Here is a 15,630-nt window from a genome sequence, read left to right as displayed (position 1 = left end):
GGCCATTCCGGCGACATCATGCAAAACCGTATTTTTTCTCATCTGTTCGGCGATCTCGCGCGCGACTTCGGTCACCCCGTCATGCTCTGGCAAGCGGGCGTGCTGATCGCGACGCTCGCGCTCGCGTGGCTGCTCGCGCGCGTGCTGCGCCGGGCGCTCGATTTGCGCCGTCAGACGCGGTACCAGACGCTGCGTTTCGGCGCGGAGAGCCTCAACCGTGCGTTCTTCCCGCTGATCGGCGCCGTGCTCGTGTGGCTCGCACGGACGATCGCGGGCCAGTTCATCCACACGTCGCTGCTCGATCTGGCGTTGGTGCCGCTCTTTGGCATCGGCCTGATTTACATCGTGTTTTTCTTTGCGCGGCGGGTTTTTAGTCACGACGGCGAGACGCACGCGTGGCTCTTCCTCGTCGAAAAGATGGTTTCGCTGGTCGTGTGGGTGGCGATGGTGCTCACCGTGATGGGCATTCAGGATGACGTGATCGCATGGATGGCGAGCGTGCATTTCCGTCTCGCCAACGCGCACATGACGCTGCTTTCGCTCGTCACGGGGCTGGTGTGGGTGTGCGTGACGATGATCGTCGCGATGTGGCTTGGTTCGGCGTTCGAAGACCGTCTGATGCGCGCCGCGACGCTCGATGCGAATCTCAAGGTCGTGGTGGCGCGTGTCGGCCGGGCGACTTTCGTGCTGGCGGCGGTGTTGATCAGCCTGTCGCTCGTGGGCATCGACATCACGGTGCTCGGCGTGTTCGGCGGCGCGCTCGGCGTGGGGCTCGGCTTCGGCTTGCAGAAGATCGCCAGCAACTATGTGTCGGGCTTCATTATTCTGATCGACCGGTCGCTGCGAATCGGCGACACGATCAATGTGAGCGGCCTGCAAGGCATGGTCACGCAGATCCGCACCCGCTACACGGTCGTGCGCGGTCTCGACGGCATCGAAACGCTGATTCCGAACGAGAAGCTGATTACCGACGTGGTGCAGAACCAGTCGTCATATCTGACTCGCGGTTATGCGAAGGCGGCGGTACAGATCGCCTACACCGCAGACGTCGAGCAGGCTATGGCGCTGCTCGTCCAGGCCGCCGACGGCGTGCCGCGCGTGCTGACCGATCCCACGCCGACGCCGTATCTGGCGGGATTCGGCGCCGACGGCATCAATCTGGAACTCGGTTTCTGGATCGCCGATGCGGCAACGGGCACGTCGGCGGTGCGCTCGGCGGTCAATCGCAATATCTGGCAGCTCTTCTCCGCACACGGCATCTCCATTCCCTTCGCGCAACGCGAAGTGCGGATCGTGGGCAATGTCGCCAATATTGCAAATGTCGGCGGCGCCGTCCCGCAGTCGGTAACTGTGACCGCTGCGGCGGCGAATCAGGCGGACAACGCTATTTAACGGGCACTCGCAAGCCTGCGGCGAGTCTAAAATGGCTTGGTGCGGGGCTCTGCGCGTTGATACCGCACAAAAAATCCCTATTTGTTACAAACACTTGGAACGCTTCCAGTAGAATATCGTCCAATCCCGCTGTATGCTTTCACTTTCTTGACACACGCGGTTCGCGGGTGTCTCGTGTCTCTCGTTCCACAGGTAAATTGCCTTGTTGAATTCTTTGCTCGATTTCCTTGCCCACGGTCTGATGCGCTTCTCGTGGTGGCAACTTGTTCTGTTCACGTTGGCCGTGACGCACGTCACGATCATCGGCGTGACGGTTTATCTGCACCGCTGCCAGGCGCACCGCGCGCTGGAGTTGCACCCTGTCGTCAGTCATTTTTTCCGGTTCTGGCTGTGGATGACCACCGGCATGCTGACTGGGCAATGGGCGGCCATCCACCGTAAGCACCACGCCAAGTGTGAGACGGAAGAAGATCCGCACAGCCCGCAAACGCGCGGCATCTGGAAGGTGCTGCTCGAAGGCGCGGAACTGTATCGCACCGAAGCCAAAAACGAAGAAACGATGCGCAAGTTCAGTCACGGCACGCCGAATGACTGGATGGAACGCAACGTCTACACAAAGTACCCGATTCTGGGCGTGAGCCTGATGATGGTGCTGAACGTCGCGCTGTTCGGCGTGGTCGGCCTGACTATCTGGGCTGTGCAGATGGTGTGGATTCCGTTCTGGGCGGCCGGCGTGGTCAACGGTCTCGCGCACTTCTGGGGCTATCGCAACTTCAACTCGTCGGACGCCAGCACGAACATTTTCCCGTGGGGCATCATCATCGGCGGAGAAGAGTTGCACAACAATCACCACACGTATGCGACGTCGGCGAAGCTGTCGAACAAGTGGTACGAGTTCGACATCGGTTGGATGTACATCCGCATCATGTCGGCGTTTCGCCTCGCGAAAGTTAAGAAGATCGCGCCTACTCCGCGTCTGACTACGGGCAAACTGGTGCCCGACGAGGACACGTTGCAGGCCGTGCTGGCCAACCGCTACGAAGTGATGGCGCGCTACGGCAAGGCGCTCAAGCGTGCGTATCGCCAAGAACTCGCGCATCTGAAGGAAGTCGGTGCGCGTGAGAAATATCAGGTCATGCGCAGCGCGCGCGGCTGGTTCCATAAGGAAGAAGCCGGGTTGGACGAGCCGCAGAAGCGTCTGTTGCCGCAAATCTTTGCGAACAGCCAGAAGCTGAAGACCTACATCGACATGCGCAACGAACTTGCGGCAATGTGGGAGCGTTCGAACGCGTCCCGTGATCAGTTGCTCGTTCAGTTGCAGGACTGGTGTCATCGCGCTGAAGCTAGCGGCATTAAAACGCTGCAGGAATTCGCGATGCGACTGCGCCGCTATGCTTGACCACGAAATCCATTAAAATTTCGTTACGTCACAAAACCCCGCGTTGGCGGGGTTTTGCTTTTTGGGCCGTGGAATTGGCATGAGGCGTTTCGCAGTCTACGGCGGCAGAGCGAGGGCAGAGGAGATCATGGATCAGCAGGCGATCAGGACCGTCGAATACGACCGGCCGCAGGCGCAAGGCACATCGTGCGGGATCGGACAGGCGTGGGCGAAGGTGCCCGACATGCCGTCGGCGCAGGAAAAAGTGGCGCTGAAAGAGCGCATTCGCGCATTGCTCAAGCGCGAGAAGGCCGTGCTCGTCGCCCACTACTATGTCGATGCCGAACTGCAGGAGCTTGCCGACGAAACCGGTGGCTGCGTGGCCGATTCGCTCGAAATGGCCCGCTTTGGACGCGACCACGAAGCCCAAACCCTGGTGGTGGCCGGCGTGCGTTTCATGGGCGAGACGGCTAAAATTTTGAGCTCGGACAAGCGCATTCTGATGCCGGATCTCGACGCGACATGTTCGCTGGATCTCGGCTGCCCCGTCGATGAATTCTCGGCTTTCTGCGACGCTCACCCGGATCGCACGGTGGTCGTCTATGCGAATACAAGCGCGGCGGTGAAGGCCCGCGCGGACTGGATGGTGACCTCGTCGATTGGACTTGAGATCGTAGCCGACCTGCACGCGCACGGCGAAAAGCTCATTTGGGCACCGGATCGGCACCTCGGCGGTTACATCCAGACCAAGACCGGCGCTGACATGCTGATGTGGCAGGGCTCGTGTCTCGTGCACGACGAATTCAAAGGAATTGAGCTCGATTTGCTGCGCGCCGAGTATCCGGGCGCGAAGGTGCTGGTGCATCCGGAATCTCCGGCCAACGTGGTTGCGCAAGCGGATGTCGTGGGTTCCACCACTCAGTTGATCGATGCTGCGCAGAAATTGGACGCGACGCACTTCATCGTGGCGACGGACCTCGGCATCCTGCACAAGATGCAACTCGCCGCGCCCGGCAAGACGTTGATTGCCGCGCCTACAGCCGGCAACAGCGCGACATGCAAGAGCTGCGCGCACTGCCCGTGGATGGCCATGAACGGCCTCGCGAATCTCGCCGATGTCCTGGAGCGCGGCCACAACGAGATTTTCGTCGAACGTGCTATTGGTGAGCGGGCACGAGTACCGATCGATCGCATGCTCGACTTTGCGGCGCGTCACAAGAAGCGCGTGCAGGCAAGCGGCGATCTGACGCGCGACGCGCAGTTGTATGCCAACGTGGGAGCCGCCTGATGAACGCCGCGGTGCAGAGTTCGGCAGAGCCCCGCTTGGTTTCATACAGCCAGGCGGGAGCGGCGTCGCCGCTTTTCGCGGAGATCCATACGCAGTACGGCGCGGCCTTCGACGCAGCGCTCGCACGCAACGTAGCCGACGCGCTTGCGGAAGACATCGGCGCGGGCGACCAAACCGGCCGTCTCGTCCCTGCCGATGAAGTGCGCAACGCACGCGTCATCGTCCGGGAGGACGCGGTGTTGTGCGGCGTGCCGTGGTTCAACGCAGTAATGCAGCAAGTGGACTCGCGGATCGAGGCGCAGTGGCTCTACGGTGAGGGCGATCGCATGGCTGCGGACACGCCGGTGTGCGAACTGCGCGGACCGGTCCGTGCGCTGCTCACCGCCGAACGCAACGCGCTCAACTTTCTACAGCTTCTATCAGGCGTGGCGAGCGCAACGCGCCGGTATGTCGACGCGATCGCCCATACGCGCACGCGCGTCCTGGATACGCGCAAGACCCTGCCTGGCTTGCGGCTCGCGCAGAAATACGCGGTGCGCGTGGGCGGCGGAGCGAATCAACGCCTCGCTTTGTACGACGGCATTCTGATCAAGGAAAACCACATTGCTGCCGCTGGTGGGGTCGGCGCGGCGATGGGTGCGGCGCTTGCGCTCAACGCAGGTGTCTCTATCCAGATCGAGGTCGAAACGCTCAAGCAGTTGGAAACCGCATTGGCGCATCGTGCGCGATCCATCCTGCTGGACAATTTTTCGTTCGATGCAATGCGTGAGGCAGTGCGCATCACAGCCGGGCGCGCCGTGCTCGAAGTGTCGGGCGGAGTGAACTTCGAAACGGTGCGGACTATCGCGGAAACAGGCGTCGACCGGGTATCGATCGGCGCCCTGACGAAAGACGTGCGGGCGACTGACTACTCGTTGCGAATCGTCTGACGCAAGTTTCGAGCGATTGCCTTTTATGAAACGCCATCGCAGGCTTGCCAGCCGGCGATGGCGTTCCGATTCACATCACACGTTGCGGTTGCGCACATGCTCGGGCGAAAGCACGGTTGGCAGCGCTTTAGGCAGCGTTGCCGGCCAGTCGCGGCTGAAGTGCAGGCCGCGGCTTTCGCGCCTGGAGCGCGCGCCCTCGACGATCAACGACGCCACGTCAACCAGATTACGCAACTCGAGCAAGTCGCGGCTTACCTTGAAGTTCGCGTAGTACTCGTGAATCTCGTCACGCAGTAGCGCGAGCCGGTGTTTGGCGCGCGCGAGCCGCTTGTCCGTGCGCACAATGCCGACGTAGTTCCACATGAGCCGGCGAAGCTCGTCCCAGTTGTGCGCGACGACCACTTCTTCGTCGGGGTCCGAAACGCGGCTTTCGTCCCAATCGGGCAGGGGTGCGTGGACCGCTGCACTAAAGCCTTCTTCCTCGATCGCGCATGCTGCCGAACGGCCAATCACTAGACATTCCAGCAGCGAATTGCTGGCGAGACGGTTTGCGCCATGCAATCCGGTGCAAGACGTTTCGCCGACTGCATAAAGCCCCGCGAGGTCGGTCCGGCCCGCCAGGTCGGTCACCACGCCGCCGCACGTATAGTGCGCCGCCGGCACCACGGGAATGGCTTCCTTCGTGATGTCGATGCCGAATTCGAGGCAACGGGCCATGATCGTCGGAAAATGCTCGCGGAGGAAATCGGCCGGTTGATGGCTGATGTCCAGATATACGCAATCGATGCCGCGCTTCTTGATCTCGAAGTCGATCGCCCGCGCGACGATGTCGCGCGGCGCCAGTTCGGCGCGTTCATCGTGATTCGGCATGAAACGCGTGCCGTCCGGCAGTTTCAGAACGCCACCTTCGCCGCGCACGGCCTCCGAGATCAGAAACGACTTGGCGTACGGGTGGAACAGGCAGGTGGGGTGGAACTGGATGAACTCCATGTTCGACACGCGGCAGCCTGCGCGCCAAGCTATTGCGATGCCGTCGCCCGTCGCGGTATCGGGATTGGTGGTGTACAGATAGACCTTGCCGGCGCCGCCGGTGGCGAGCACTGTGTGCGGCGCTTCGATTGTGACGGTGCGTCCGCTTTGCACATCGAGCGCATACAGGCCATGACAACGGCGGCCGGGCAGTCCCAGCCGGTCGGACGTGATCAGGTCGATTGCGCAGTGATCTTCGAGCAACGTGATGTTCGGATGCTGGCGCACACGCTCGCTCAGCGTTGCGACCACCGCGTGGCCCGTCGCATCCGCCGCATGAATTATCCGCCGATGACTATGGCCGCCTTCTCGAGTCAGATGGAAGCCGAGTTCCGCTGCGTCGTCCTTAGTGAATGGCACGCCCTGTTCGATCAGCCATTCGATCGCCGCGCGCCCGTGCTCGACGATGAAGCGCGTCGCGGCTTCGTCGCAGAGGCCGCCGCCCGCAATCAGCGTGTCCCGCACATGATTTTCGATGCTGTCCGCGGAATCGAGCACCGCAGCGATGCCGCCTTGCGCCCAATCGCTTGCACCTTCGGTCATCGACCGCTTGGCGATCACCGCAACCCGCCGCGTCTGCGCGAGATTGAGCGCGACGCTCAGTCCCGCCAGGCCGCTACCGACAATTGCCACATCGAATTCCATCGCTTGCATCTCCGTCTTTCGTTTTGCTGTGACAGCGTGCCATTCACGCGCTGCCAAAACGAGAAAGGATACGCGCCGCGACGGTCGACGGAAAGTTGGCTGAACGATATAGGACTGCTATCGCGCAAAATGGCGATCAGGAGTGGGCTGTTTTGATAAGCCAGAAACAAAAAAAGCCTCGCACGAATGCGAGGCTTTTTGTATGTCTTGCCGTCGTCAGGCGGCAGGAGCCAAGACTTATTTGATCTTGGTTTCCTTGTAGTCAACGTGCTTACGGACGACCGGATCAAACTTCTTGATCAGCATCTTTTCCGGCATGTTGCGTTTGTTCTTCGTCGTCGTGTAGAAGTGACCCGTGCCTGCGGTCGATTCCAGCTTGATCTTGTCGCGTGCGCCTTTCGCCATGATTTACTCCTTAGGCTTCACCGCGTGCGCGCAAGTTTGCGAGCACAGCGTCGATACCGTTCTTGTCGATCAGGCGCAGGCCGGCGTTCGAAATACGCAGACGCACCCAACGGTTTTCGCTTTCCACCCAAATACGGCGGTTTTGCAGGTTCGGCAGGAACCGGCGCTTGGTTTTGTTATTCGCGTGGGAAACGTTGTTGCCGCTCATCGGCGCTTTCCCAGTTACTTGGCATACGCGTGCCATGAGAGCACTCCTAATACGCTAATTCTGAGTTCGAACGCCGTGAAAGTTTCCCGAAAAGAGTCGCGCTGAAATCAGGCACGTATCCTTTCCGGAACGCCTTGGTGGCTTCGGAACAGGGGGTTGGAAATAGGCAAACCGGAATTCTAGCAGAAAAAAAGCCGCAAAATCAAACCTTATTTGCGGTGGCACGACACGGCGCAGCGCGTTTTCCTTCGTCGTTCATGCTTTTTTCGTGCCGTGCCAAGGCCCGCTGCGCAGGCGCATTGGCGCGGCCGATCGGCGTCATGGCCAGCCGTCGCGGGCGAACGAGTATACGCTGTCCGAGCCGATTACCAGATGATCGACGAGTTGAACGTCGATTAACGCCAGTGCTTCGCGCAGTGTGCGCGTCAGGCTGCAGTCGCTCGCGCTCGGCCGCACGGCGCCCGACGGATGGTTATGGGCGACGATCAGGCTTGCCGCATTGAGCGTCAGCGCGCGCCGCACGATTTCGCGCGGATACACCGCCATGCGCGTGAGCGTGCCCCGCGCGCTTTCCTCGCTGCGGATCAGCCGGTGCCGCGCGTCCAGAAACAGCGACACGAACACCTCCTGCGGACGTCCGCCGATCAGGAGGCGCAGGTAGTTTTCGACGGCTTCCGGTGAATTCATCAGCGAGCGGCGGCGCATTTTGTCGACAAGCGCGCGGCGTGCCATTTCCATGATCGCGAGCAGTTGCGCTTTCTTTGCGGGCCCCATGCCCCGCAGTCCGTCGAAATCCGTGTAGGTGGCGTCGAGCATTGCCCGCAGCGAGCCGAAGCGGTCGAGCAGCTCGCGCGCCACACTGAACACATCATGACCTGGCAGGCCGGAGCCCAGCACGAGCACGATCATCTCGGTGTCCGACAGCACGCCGGGGCCCAGGTCGATCAGCCGCTCGCGCGGCATATCGGATTTGGGCCATTTACGCCTTCGGCGCAATCGGGCCGTCGCGGAAGGAGGGGCAGGCGGCGGCGAACGAGCGATATCCAACGTTGGTTGGTCGATTGTGGACGCATAATCAGACATATACAGACAATTCCTCCGCTTGGGGTTCCGGGCCCGTGCGCGCGATGGACGCAAGCCGAGGCCCGCCATGTGGCTTACAATAGACGCTTTGCGCACGGCACGCCGACGGTTTGCCACACGCGTCGGCTGCGCTGCGGCGCACGCGTGAGAGCGCGCTTCGACTGAGCGAGCATTGCATGAGCATCATCGACATTTCCGAAGTGAAGTCCGGTTCACACGTGACGCTTCACTACCGGCTTTCCCTTGCCGATGGCGCCGAAGTCATCAATACGTTTAACGACAAGCCCGCCACGCTGCTGCTCGGCGCGGGCCAGCTCGCGCCGCCGCTGGAAGACATTCTGATGGGTTTGAAGGTCGGCCACCACTCGACCTTTCAGCTAGCCCCCGGCGTCGCGTTCGGGCCGCGCAATCCGGAGTTGATCCAGCGCGTGTCTCTGGCCACGCTGCGGGAAAACAGCATGATCGGCGAGGATTTTTCGCCAGGCGACCTGGTCGAATTCAACGCGCCGGGTGGCGGCCGCTACGCCGGCGTTCTGAAAGAAGTCAACGAAACGTCGGCCCTGTTCGATTTCAACCACCCGCTTGCCGGCCAGGCGCTGGCGTTCGAAGTGAAAATCATCGGGATTCTGTAAACATGAGCATCGCGGATACGACCCTTGCCGAAACCGAGATCCTGCTGGCGCAGCCGCGCGGGTTCTGTGCCGGCGTCGATCGGGCTATCGAGATCGTGGAACGTGCCATCAAGCTGCACGGTTCGCCGATCTACGTGCGCCACGAAATCGTCCATAACGTCTACGTCGTTGAAGATCTGCGCAAGAAAGGCGCGATTTTCATCGAGCGGCTGGAAGAGGTGCCCGCCGGCAACACGGTCATCTTTAGCGCGCACGGTGTCTCGAAAGCGGTGCGCAGCGAGGCGGAGTCGCGCGGGCTGCGCGTCTACGACGCCACGTGTCCGCTCGTGACCAAGGTGCACATCGAGGTCGCGAAGATGCGCCAGGACGGCTTCGACATCGTGATGATCGGTCACAAGGGCCATCCGGAAGTGGAAGGTACGATGGGCCAGGCGGGCGAGGGCATGCACCTCGTCGAAGACATCGAAGACGTGCAGGCGCTGCAACTGGCCGACCCGGAGCGGATCGCGTTCGTCACGCAGACCACGCTGTCGGTCGACGACGCGGCGGAAATCATCGGCGCTTTGAAGGCCAAATATCCGTCTATCCGCGAGCCGAAGAAGCAGGACATCTGTTACGCCACGCAAAACCGCCAGGACGCCGTGAAGTTCATGGCGCCGCAGTGCGACGTGGTGATCGTGGTCGGCAGCCCGAACAGTTCGAACTCCAACCGGTTGCGCGAGTTGGCGGAAAAACTTGGCGTGCCTTCGTATATGGTGGACTCGCCGGACCAGATCGATCCGTCATGGGTCAAGGGCAAGCGCCGGATCGGCGTGACTGCCGGCGCGTCGGCTCCGGAGGTGCTGGCGCAGGCTGTGATCGCCCGCTTGCGCGAACTGGGCGTGCGCAATGTGCGCGCGCTCGAGGGCATCGAAGAAAACATCGCGTTTCCGCTGCCGCGGGGCTTGGGCCTGCCGGCTTGAGCGACACCTGATCGACGAGAACGGCGCGCCTGCGGGCGCGTTTTTTTTGTCCGCGATCCCGGAGAAGGCTCGAATAAAAAGTGCCACATCACGCGCTGCGGTGCCTTTTCCTCTCCTGCAAGCGTCAATTTTATGAAATCTGATCGGTCCTTTAATTAAGTTGGAAGCGACGTGTCCCCATTTTTTACGCGCACATCCGTCTCCGAATAATGTTGGCGCACTAAAATGGTGCTGACGTCGCGCGCGCTCGGACTAGATATGACTTAAGCGAAACAGCAAGTGGGGCCGGGCTTCCGGGGCCTTGCCTGCAACACTTGATGCGATTGCATTCCACGCCGGTGCAACTGATGCACGAAAAACAGTCGCAACCTGGTTGCGCCTTTCGCTTGGAGGAGGTCTCAAAATACGGTTGCAATGCAGGAAAACCCTGCCGATTCAACAATATTGCCCGTCGCAAAATTGGAGTTACAATGCGCGCGTTCTCAAGGCCTTAGGGTCCCGAACAATAGATTTTGCAAGGCGCGGGAGACCTATTTAATGCGAGTCAAGTTTGCTTACGCCGTGTCCATCGCGGCCGCGGTCGCGATGCTGACCGCGTGCGGCAAAAAACAGGATGGCGAGGCGGGAGCAGGTGCATCGGCGGCAGTAGCGGCGTCCGCGCCGGCAAGCGAAGCAATCGTCGTGAAGATCGGCCATGCAGCCCCGCTGACGGGCGGCATCGCGCATCTGGGCAAGGACAACGAAAACGGCGCGCGTCTCGCGGTCGAGGAAATCAATGCGCAGGGCCTGACAATCGACGGCCACAAGATCGACTTGCAGCTGGACGCCCAGGACGATGCCGCCGATCCGAAAGCGGGTACGGCGGTCGCGCAGAAGCTGGTGGACGATCACGTGGTGGCCGTCGTCGGTCACCTGAATTCGGGAGTGTCGATTCCGGCTTCGAAGATTTATAGCGATGCGAGCATCGTGCAGATCTCGCCGTCGTCGACGAATCCGGCGTACACGCAGCAGGGTTTCAAGACGACCTACCGCGTCGTCGCCACCGACGCGCAGCAAGGTCCGGCGCTCGCCAATTACGCCACGAAGGCGCTGGGCGCCAAACGCATCGCCGTAGTGGACGATGCGACCGCCTACGGTAAGGGGCTCGCGGACGAATTCGCGAAGACCGTGGAGGCGAACGGAGCGAAGATCGTCGCGCGTGAAGCGACGAACGACCGGGCCACGGATTTCCGGGCCATCCTCACGAAGATCAAAAGTGTTCATCCGGACGCCATCATGTTCGGCGGCATGGACGCGACGGGCGGGCCGTTTGCCAAGCAGGCGGCGGCGCTCGGTATCAGGGCAAAAATCCTTGGCGGCGACGGCGTGTGTACCGACAAGGTGGGTGAGCTGGCGGGAACCGCCGTGCAAAACCTGGTCTGTTCGGAAGCGGGACTCGCGCTTTCGAAAATGGACAGGGGAGCGGACTTCGAGAAGAAGTACTTGGACCGCTTCCACACGCCGGTGCAGATTTACGCACCGTTCACGTATGACGCTGTGTACGTGATTGTCGATGCAATGAAGCGCGCTAATTCGATCGAAGCGCCCAAGGTGCTGGCTGCGATGCCGTCCACCGATTACAACGGGGTAATCGGCCGCATCGCGTTCGACGACAAGGGTGATTTGAAAGAGGGCGCCATTACGCTTTACGACTTCAAGGACGGCAAAAAAGCGGTTCTCGACGTCGTGAAGATGTAATGACGGAACGTTCAGCCTGACGGCACCGAACCACCCAACGGTGCCGTTTTTGCATCCGCTGAAGGCGAGCCTGCGACTGTGACCCAGTCGTCTGGGCGAACCGGCGGCGGATAAACCCTTACCGGTCTTTTACATCAGTACCCGCAGTGCCGTTGAGATTGCGTGACGCATCACCGCCCACCGGCTGATGAAGAGCGCGAATCCAGTCGCACGGGCTAAGGAGCATTAAATGGATATCTTCATCCAGCAGATCCTAAACGGACTGGTGCTGGGCAGCGTTTATGCCATCATCGCACTGGGCTATACGATGGTTTACGGCATTCTCGGCATCATCAACTTCGCTCACGGCGATGTGTTGATGGTGGGCGCGATGGTCGCGCTCTCCGCCATAGGTGTGCTACAGAATCACTTCCCTGGCTTAGGCAATGTGCCGACGCTTTGCATCGCGCTGGCAATCGCCGCCGTGGTATGCGCGGTGGTCGGCTACACGATCGAACGCGTGGCCTACCGGCCGCTGCGCAAGGCGCCGCGTCTCGCTCCGCTGATCACCGCGATCGGCGTGTCGATCCTGCTGCAAACGCTCGCCATGATGATCTGGTCGCGCAACCCGCTGCCGTTCCCCCAGCTTCTGCCCACCGATCCGCTGAACGTGATCAAGGCCACGGACACGACGCCTGGCGCCGTGATCTCGATGACTGAAATCGTGATCATCGTCGTCGCGTTCCTCGTGATGGCAGGTCTGCTGCTGCTCGTGCACAAGACCAAGCTCGGTCGCGCGATGCGCGCCATCGCCGAGAATCCCGGCGTTGCCTCGCTGATGGGCGTGAACCCGAACTTCGTGATCTCGGCCACCTTCATGATCGGCTCGGCGCTTGCCGCGCTCGCCGGCGTGATGATCGCGTCCGAATACGGCAATGCGCACTTCTATATGGGCTTCATCCCCGGCCTGAAGGCCTTTACCGCAGCGGTGCTCGGCGGTATCGGCAATCTCGGCGGCGCGATGGTCGGCGGCGTGATTCTGGGGCTGATCGAACAGTTGGGCGCCGGCTATATCGGCAACCTGACCGGTGGTGTGTTCGGCAGTAACTATCAGGACGTGTTTGCGTTCATCGTGCTGATCATCGTGCTGGTGTTCCGTCCGTCGGGTCTGCTCGGCGAACGCGTTGCGGATCGCGCTTGATCCAGGCCAAGGAGTAAACCAAATGACCTCAATTCAACCGATCGAGCCGTCCACGACGCTCATTCCCGAGAAGAACCTGGCGAAGACGCTGACCGTCGGCATCATCACGGCGGTCTTCGTGATCGCCGCGCCGATGATCATCGGCACCGCCGGTGGCAACTACTGGGTTCGTGTGCTCGACTTCGCGATGCTGTACGTAATGCTCGCGCTCGGCCTCAATGTGGTGGTCGGCTTCGCCGGCCTGCTCGACCTGGGCTACATCGCGTTCTACGCGGTGGGCGCGTACACGGCGGCGCTGTTGTCTTCGCCGCATCTGTCGTCGCAGTTCGAGTGGATCGCGCATCTCGCGCCGAACGGGCTGCACGTTCCGTTCCTTCTGATCCTGCCGTGCGCGATGGCGGTGGCTGCCTTCTTCGGCGTGATACTCGGGGCACCGACGCTGCGTCTGCGTGGCGACTACCTCGCCATCGTGACGTTGGGCTTCGGGGAAATCGTGCGGATCTTCCTGAACAACCTCGACCGTCCGGTGAACATCACCAATGGCCCGAAGGGCATTACCGGCATCGATCCGGCGCACCTCGGCGACTTCAGCCTCGCACAGACACATTCGCTGTTCGGCTTCCAGTTCCCATCGGTGTACTCGTATTACTACCTGTTCGTGCTCGCAGCGCTGCTCGTGATCTGGGTGTGTACGCGTTTGCAGCACTCGCGTATCGGCCGTGCATGGGCCGCCATTCGCGAAGACGAAATCGCCGCCAAGGCAATGGGCATCAACACGCGTAACGTGAAGCTGCTTGCGTTCGCGATGGGCGCGTCGTTCGGCGGCCTGTCGGGCGCGATGTTCGGCGCGTTCCAGGGCTTCGTGTCGCCGGAATCGTTCACGCTGCCGGAGTCGATCGTGGTGCTGGCGTGCGTGGTGCTGGGCGGCATGGGCCACATTCCGGGCGTGATTCTCGGCGCGGTGCTGCTCGCCGTGCTGCCCGAATTCCTGCGCTCGACGATGGGTCCGCTGCAGCACATGCTCTTCGGTCATGAAATCGTCGACACGGAAGTGATCCGTCAGCTGGTCTACGCACTCGCGATGGTGCTGATCATGCTGTACCGCTCGGAAGGCCTGTGGCCTTCGCCGAAGCACGAAGACAAGATCGCGAAACTGTCGAAGCGTTCCGGCAAGAAGCCGGTGCGCGCGTAAGCACCGGCTGGGAGAAAAAACATGAGCGATAACATTCGACTGTCGGTGAAAGGCGTCAACAAGCGCTTCGGCGGTTTGCAGGCATTATCCGACGTCGGCCTCGAAATCAAGGCTGGCCAGATTTACGGTCTGATCGGCCCGAACGGCGCCGGCAAGACGACTTTCTTCAACGTGATCACGGGCCTGTACACGCCCGATTCGGGCGACTTCAAGCTCGACGGCACGAACTACACGCCGACCGCGGTCTATCAGGTGGCGAAGGCCGGTATCGCGCGCACGTTCCAGAACATTCGTCTTTTCGGCGGCATGACCGCGCTGGAAAACGTGATGGTCGGCCGGCACGTGCGCACGAAGCACGGTCTGCTCGGCGCGGTGTTTCAGACGCCGGCCGAACGCAAGGAAGAGCGTGAGATCAAGGAGCGTGCGATCGAATTGCTGGAGTATGTCGGCATTGCGCAGTACGCGGACTACACGTCGCGCAACCTGTCGTATGGCCACCAGCGCCGCCTTGAAATTGCGCGCGCGCTCGCAACCGATCCGAAGCTGCTCGCGCTCGACGAACCCGCTGCCGGCATGAACGCAACGGAGAAGGTCGAGCTCACGCGACTACTCGACAAGATCCGCGCGGACGGCAAGACCATCCTGCTGATCGAGCACGACGTGAAACTCGTGATGGGTCTGTGCAACCAGATGACGGTGCTCGACTACGGCAAGGTGATTGCGCAAGGTCTGCCGCAAGACGTGCAGAAGGATCCGAAGGTGATCGAAGCTTATCTGGGTGCGGGAGTCCACTGATGTCCACGACGCAAGCAATGTTGAAAATCAAGGGCCTTCAGGTCAATTACGGCGGCATCCAGGCAGTCAAGGGCATCGACCTCGAAGTTGCGCAGGGCGAGCTGGTGACGCTGATCGGCGCGAACGGCGCGGGCAAGACCACGACGATGAAGGCGATTACGGGGCTCAAGCCGTATGCCGCGGGCGACATCGAGTACATGGGCCAGTCGATCAAGGGCGTGGCGCCGCATGAGCTTCTGAAGCGCGGCCTCGCGATGGTGCCGGAAGGCCGCGGTATTTTCGCGCGCATGTCGATCATCGAGAACATGCAGATGGGCGCTTATTTGCGCAGCGACAACGACGGCATCAAGGCCGACGTCGACCGCATGTTCGGCTTTTTCCCGCGTCTGAAGGAACGCGCCACGCAGTACGCGGGCACGCTCTCAGGCGGCGAACAGCAGATGCTGGCGATGGCGCGTGCGATCATTTCGCGTCCCAAGCTGTTGCTGCTCGATGAGCCGTCGATGGGCCTGTCGCCGATCATGGTCGAGAAGATCTTCGAAGTGGTGCGCGCGATTTCCGGCGAAGGCATGACCGTGCTGCTGGTCGAGCAGAACGCGCGTCTTGCGCTGCAAGCGGCGAACCGCGGCTACGTGATGGACTCGGGTCTCGTCACGATGTCGGGCGACGCCAAGCAGATGCTGGATGATCCGAAGGTTAGGGCGGCTTATCTGGGCGAATGACCGTCGTCGATCAGCTCAGGCAAACCAGCCAGGCGAATAAGCTCGCCAGACTG

15 protein-coding genes are annotated in these 15,630 nt (G+C 61.2%); 11 read left to right on the top strand and 4 right to left on the bottom strand.

Annotated elements, in window-relative coordinates; translation table 11 throughout:
- The first annotated feature begins 18 nt into the window (after positions 1-18).
- The 4 genes from F759_RS0120605 to nadC all read left to right on the top strand — a co-directional run bounded on the left by F759_RS0120605 (position 19) and on the right by nadC (position 4,987).
- Complete coding sequence (locus F759_RS0120605) at positions 19-1,392, top strand: mechanosensitive ion channel family protein (protein WP_027801544.1); 1,374 nt, start codon at positions 19-21, stop codon at positions 1,390-1,392.
- Between the two features lie 202 nt (positions 1,393-1,594).
- A complete protein-coding gene (locus tag F759_RS0120600) occupies positions 1,595-2,791 on the top strand; it encodes a DesA family fatty acid desaturase (protein WP_027801543.1) in 1,197 nt (398 codons plus the stop codon).
- A 127-nt stretch (positions 2,792-2,918) separates the two neighbouring features.
- The gene (gene nadA, locus F759_RS0120595) at positions 2,919-4,058 is read left to right on the top strand and encodes a quinolinate synthase NadA (protein WP_027801542.1); all 1,140 of its coding nucleotides are present in this window, start codon (positions 2,919-2,921) and stop codon (positions 4,056-4,058) included.
- Positions 4,058-4,987 (top strand): carboxylating nicotinate-nucleotide diphosphorylase, encoded by a 930-nt coding sequence (gene nadC / locus F759_RS0120590; protein ID WP_027801541.1) that lies wholly within the window; start codon positions 4,058-4,060, stop codon positions 4,985-4,987. Before nadA ends, nadC begins: the two co-directional genes overlap by 1 nt.
- 75 nt (positions 4,988-5,062) lie before the next feature.
- Here the strand turns inward: nadC and nadB are convergent, their stop codons facing one another.
- From nadB to radC, 4 genes are all read right to left on the bottom strand, one after another.
- Positions 5,063-6,661, bottom strand: a complete 1,599-nt coding sequence (gene nadB / locus F759_RS0120585; RefSeq protein ID WP_027801540.1) for an L-aspartate oxidase — start codon at positions 6,659-6,661, stop codon at positions 5,063-5,065.
- Positions 6,662-6,898: 237 nt separating this feature from the next.
- A complete protein-coding gene (gene rpmG, locus F759_RS0120580) occupies positions 6,899-7,066 on the bottom strand; it encodes a 50S ribosomal protein L33 (protein WP_006050116.1) in 168 nt (55 codons plus the stop codon).
- A 10-nt stretch (positions 7,067-7,076) separates the two neighbouring features.
- Positions 7,077-7,310: a 50S ribosomal protein L28 gene (gene rpmB, locus F759_RS0120575; protein ID WP_027801539.1), complete on the bottom strand. Its 234-nt coding sequence runs from the start codon at positions 7,308-7,310 to the stop codon at positions 7,077-7,079.
- Between the two features lie 282 nt (positions 7,311-7,592).
- Complete coding sequence (radC, locus tag F759_RS0120565) at positions 7,593-8,357, bottom strand: RadC family protein (protein ID WP_027801538.1); 765 nt, start codon at positions 8,355-8,357, stop codon at positions 7,593-7,595.
- A 176-nt stretch (positions 8,358-8,533) separates the two neighbouring features.
- On the opposite strand from radC, the gene F759_RS0120555 reads away from it, so the two are divergent.
- The 7 genes from F759_RS0120555 (at position 8,534) to F759_RS0120525 (ending at position 15,577) form a co-directional block, all read left to right on the top strand.
- On the top strand, positions 8,534-8,989 hold the full coding sequence (locus F759_RS0120555) for an FKBP-type peptidyl-prolyl cis-trans isomerase (RefSeq protein WP_027801537.1): 456 nt from the start codon (positions 8,534-8,536) through the stop codon (positions 8,987-8,989).
- Positions 8,990-8,991: 2 nt separating this feature from the next.
- Positions 8,992-9,951, top strand: coding sequence for a 4-hydroxy-3-methylbut-2-enyl diphosphate reductase (gene ispH, locus F759_RS0120550; RefSeq protein ID WP_027801536.1), 960 nt, complete (start codon positions 8,992-8,994; stop codon positions 9,949-9,951).
- A gap of 537 nt (positions 9,952-10,488) precedes the next feature.
- Complete coding sequence (locus tag F759_RS0120545) at positions 10,489-11,688, top strand: branched-chain amino acid ABC transporter substrate-binding protein (protein ID WP_027801535.1); 1,200 nt, start codon at positions 10,489-10,491, stop codon at positions 11,686-11,688.
- A gap of 229 nt (positions 11,689-11,917) precedes the next feature.
- Positions 11,918-12,868 (top strand): branched-chain amino acid ABC transporter permease, encoded by a 951-nt coding sequence (locus F759_RS0120540; protein ID WP_013340266.1) that lies wholly within the window; start codon positions 11,918-11,920, stop codon positions 12,866-12,868.
- Positions 12,869-12,890: 22 nt separating this feature from the next.
- Entirely contained in the window at positions 12,891-14,060 is a 1,170-nt protein-coding gene (locus tag F759_RS0120535) for an ABC transporter permease subunit (RefSeq protein WP_027801534.1), read from the top strand.
- Positions 14,061-14,081: 21 nt separating this feature from the next.
- The gene (locus tag F759_RS0120530; protein ID WP_027801533.1) at positions 14,082-14,855 is read left to right on the top strand and encodes an ABC transporter ATP-binding protein; all 774 of its coding nucleotides are present in this window, start codon (positions 14,082-14,084) and stop codon (positions 14,853-14,855) included.
- A 17-nt stretch (positions 14,856-14,872) separates the two neighbouring features.
- A complete protein-coding gene (locus F759_RS0120525) occupies positions 14,873-15,577 on the top strand; it encodes an ABC transporter ATP-binding protein (RefSeq protein ID WP_027801532.1) in 705 nt (234 codons plus the stop codon).
- Positions 15,578-15,630: the final 53 nt, after the last annotated feature.

Source organism: Paraburkholderia dilworthii (assembly GCF_000472525.1).
Lineage (GTDB): Bacteria > Pseudomonadota > Gammaproteobacteria > Burkholderiales > Burkholderiaceae > Paraburkholderia > Paraburkholderia dilworthii.
The sequence above is the reverse complement of the archived record's forward strand: the minus strand, read 5'-3'. Positions and strand labels throughout refer to the sequence as shown.

What these genes read in the sequence shown, in the direction of transcription:
- F759_RS0120540 (WP_013340266.1), top strand. Translation starts at nt 11,918, where the DNA reads ATGGATATCTTCATCCAGCAGATCCTAAACGGACTGGTGCTGGGCAGC.
- radC (WP_027801538.1), bottom strand. Translation starts at nt 8,357, where the DNA reads ATGTCTGATTATGCGTCCACAATCGACCAACCAACGTTGGATATCGCT.
- F759_RS0120535 (WP_027801534.1), top strand. Translation starts at nt 12,891, where the DNA reads ATGACCTCAATTCAACCGATCGAGCCGTCCACGACGCTCATTCCCGAG.
- F759_RS0120545 (WP_027801535.1), top strand. Translation starts at nt 10,489, where the DNA reads ATGCGAGTCAAGTTTGCTTACGCCGTGTCCATCGCGGCCGCGGTCGCG.
- nadC (WP_027801541.1), top strand. Translation starts at nt 4,058, where the DNA reads ATGAACGCCGCGGTGCAGAGTTCGGCAGAGCCCCGCTTGGTTTCATAC.
- rpmG (WP_006050116.1), bottom strand. Translation starts at nt 7,066, where the DNA reads ATGGCGAAAGGCGCACGCGACAAGATCAAGCTGGAATCGACCGCAGGC.
- F759_RS0120605 (WP_027801544.1), top strand. Translation starts at nt 19, where the DNA reads ATGCAAAACCGTATTTTTTCTCATCTGTTCGGCGATCTCGCGCGCGAC.
- F759_RS0120555 (WP_027801537.1), top strand. Translation starts at nt 8,534, where the DNA reads ATGAGCATCATCGACATTTCCGAAGTGAAGTCCGGTTCACACGTGACG.
- rpmB (WP_027801539.1), bottom strand. Translation starts at nt 7,310, where the DNA reads ATGGCACGCGTATGCCAAGTAACTGGGAAAGCGCCGATGAGCGGCAAC.
- F759_RS0120525 (WP_027801532.1), top strand. Translation starts at nt 14,873, where the DNA reads ATGTTGAAAATCAAGGGCCTTCAGGTCAATTACGGCGGCATCCAGGCA.
- F759_RS0120530 (WP_027801533.1), top strand. Translation starts at nt 14,082, where the DNA reads ATGAGCGATAACATTCGACTGTCGGTGAAAGGCGTCAACAAGCGCTTC.
- ispH (WP_027801536.1), top strand. Translation starts at nt 8,992, where the DNA reads ATGAGCATCGCGGATACGACCCTTGCCGAAACCGAGATCCTGCTGGCG.
- nadB (WP_027801540.1), bottom strand. Translation starts at nt 6,661, where the DNA reads ATGGAATTCGATGTGGCAATTGTCGGTAGCGGCCTGGCGGGACTGAGC.
- nadA (WP_027801542.1), top strand. Translation starts at nt 2,919, where the DNA reads ATGGATCAGCAGGCGATCAGGACCGTCGAATACGACCGGCCGCAGGCG.